Below are 2,687 nucleotides of genomic sequence, written 5' to 3' on the forward strand. Positions count from 1 at the left end.
GTGGGGTGCCGTACCGGTGGGAGAAGGAGCCGGACACGTCCTCGGTGCGGTAGCCGGTGACGAAGGGCATCGTCCCGTCCGGCACGGCGTCCGGGATCACCTCGAGCCCGGCCCGCCGCAGCGACCGGTACACCTTCCGTTCGCGTTCCCGGGCACCCATGGGTCACCGTTCTATCAGGGGCGCCTCAATCGTCGGCGTTGGCCTCCAGGCAGGCCAGCTCCATCGCGTCGAGCACCGCCTCGTGGCTGCGTCCGCTGAGCTCGGCGACGTTCTCGATCTGGGCCGTCGCCCAGGCGGCCAGGGTCATCACCAGCACCCGCAGCCCGTCCGTGCCGTGCTCCGCGAGGATCGCGTCGGCGACGGCCATGGCGTCCTCGGGCACCCGCTCCGCGGGCTCCAGCCCGGCGAGCCCCCGCAGCATCGCCAGCGTGCGGCGGGAGATCTCCGGGGTGATCCCCGCCAGCCGCATGTCCTCTTCCTCGTCCATCGGTCCCCGCCCTCCGGTCCCTTCGCCCGACCTCTCAGGGCACGGTAGAGCGGCGCGGGCCCGGGCGGGGCGGTTTTGCCGGGGGTCACCCGTGGACCGGGCCGCGCGGGCCCGCACGGTTGACGCCCGCGCCCGGGCGTGCAGAAACCTTCCCTCTGGTGCGACCGGCCGGTAACTTGTCCGCCGCAGCCGCCCGGACGGGGCGGCCGGAACGGGCGGGAGCCAGATGAAGAGCCTCGTACGGGTGCTGCTGAGCGTGCTGCTCCTGGCCGGCGGCGCGGTCCCGCCCGCCACCGCCGCGCCGGCCCTGGCCGCCACCCGGGCCCCCGTACCGACCGCCCTTGCCGCCGCCCCGGCCGCGGACCCCGCGCCGTGGACGCCCCCGCTCTCCACCCGCGGCCGGTACGTGGTCGACGCCCGGGGCAACCGCTTCCGCCTGCGCTCCGGCAACTGGGACGGCGCCCAGGGCTCCTGGAACGGCTCCGGCGACATCGCCGACCCCGCGAACCACCACGCGGGCCAGGACTCCCACGGCATCCCCCTCGGCCTGGACCGGGTGCCGGTATCCGCCCTGCTCGCCGACTTCCGCGCGCTCGGGCTGAACAGCATCCGGCTGCCCTTCTCCAACGAGATGCTCCACACCACCACCCCCGTCCCGGACGCCGCCGTGGCCGCCAACCCCGCCCTGCGCGGCCGCACCCCGCTCCAGGTCTACGACGCCGTGGTCACCGCCCTCACCGACGCGGGCTTCGCCGTCATCCTCAACAACCACACCGGAACCACCCGCTGGTGCTGCGGTCTCGACGGCAACGAGCGCTGGAACAGCACCCGTTCCACCGCCCAGTGGGCCGACGACTGGGTCTTCCTGGCCCGCCGCTACCGCGACAACCCCCGCGTCGTCGGAGCCGACCTGTACAACGAGGTCCGCCGCGACACCTGGGACGACCCCAACTGGGGCCTGGGCGACGGCCACGACTGGCAGGCCGCCTCCGAGGAGGCCGCCGACCGGATCCTCACCGAGGCCCACCCGGACCTGCTCATCGTCGTCGAGGGCATCAACTGGACGGGCATCCCCGCGGACGGCCTCCCGCACGGCCGCCCCACCCTCACCCCCGTCCGCACCCTCTCCCACACCCTGGTCGTCTCGAACAAGCTGGTCTACTCGGCCCACTTCTACGGCTACACCGGCCCCCACCACAGCGGGGCCACCGGCCTCGGCGAGACCCATGACCCCCGCTACCAGGACATGAGCCGGGCCGAACTCGAAGGGGCCCTCTACGACCAGGCCTTCTTCGTCTCCGCCGAGACGGGCACGCACTTCACCGCCCCGGTGTGGATCAGCGAGTTCGGCATCGGCGCCGACGAGACCGGCGCCGCCCCGCGCGCCTGGTTCCAGAACATGACCGGCTACCTGGCCTCCTCCGACGCCGATTTCGCCTACTGGCCGCTCGTCGGCTGGAGCACCACCGCACAGGGCGCCCCCGGCGGCGACAGCTGGGCGATGCTCCGCTACGACGGCACCGGCCGGCGCACCGGGGTCCTGGACCCCGCCGACTGGCGCGCCGCCCCCTGGACCGCCCTCGCCACGGCCCCGGGCCGCACCGGCCCGGTCCCCGCCACCCCCGCCTGGTACCAGCTCAGCACCGGCCACCGGGACCACGTGGCCTCGCTGCTCACCCGCGCCGCCGGGGACTGGGACGGCGGCGCCCGCAAGGCCGTCTGCCCCGACGGCGCCCGCCTGGCGGGGCTCAGCCACACCGGCGGGTACGGCCTGTGCTCCACCTCCGACCTGCGCGCCCCGGGCGGTGGCCAGACCGTCGTCCGCGACGAGGCGTACGTCCCGCCCGGCGGGGACTGGGCCACCGGCTACACCAAGCTCCAGTGCCCGGCCGGACAGTTCCTCACCGGGTACAGCCTGCGCGGCGACCGGGTCTCGGCGGCCCTGTGCGCCCCGGCGCGCGTCCCCCTCGCGGGCTCCGGCCGTACGGTGTGGTTCGACCGGGGCGACAACCGCCCCGCCGGGGACCCCGGGGGGGACTACGCCCGGGGCCACTACAAGGGACAGTGCCTGCCCACCGAGTACGCGGCGGGCATCGCCTTCACCGCCCGGGCGGGCTTCCGGCCCTCCCCGGCCTCCCTGCTGTGCCGGGCGCTTCCGGCGCTCTGAGGCCCGTCCGCGGCCCGGCCGGTCCTCCCGGC

2 protein-coding genes are annotated in these 2,687 nt (G+C 75.4%); one reads left to right on the forward strand and one right to left on the reverse strand.

What is annotated here, in order from left to right; all coding sequences use genetic code 11:
* Positions 1–185: 185 nt before the first annotated feature.
* Complete coding sequence (locus VR44_RS34540; RefSeq protein ID WP_045951596.1) at positions 186–488, reverse strand: hypothetical protein; 303 nt, start codon at positions 486–488, stop codon at positions 186–188.
* Positions 489–714: 226 nt separating this feature from the next.
* On the opposite strand from VR44_RS34540, the gene VR44_RS34545 reads away from it, so the two are divergent.
* Positions 715–2,655, forward strand: coding sequence for a glycoside hydrolase family 5 protein (locus VR44_RS34545; RefSeq protein ID WP_045951597.1), 1,941 nt, complete (start codon positions 715–717; stop codon positions 2,653–2,655).
* Positions 2,656–2,687: the final 32 nt, after the last annotated feature.

Origin of the sequence: Streptomyces katrae (assembly GCF_000966975.1) — a bacterium.
GTDB classification, from domain to species: Bacteria; Actinomycetota; Actinomycetes; order Streptomycetales; family Streptomycetaceae; genus Streptomyces; species Streptomyces katrae.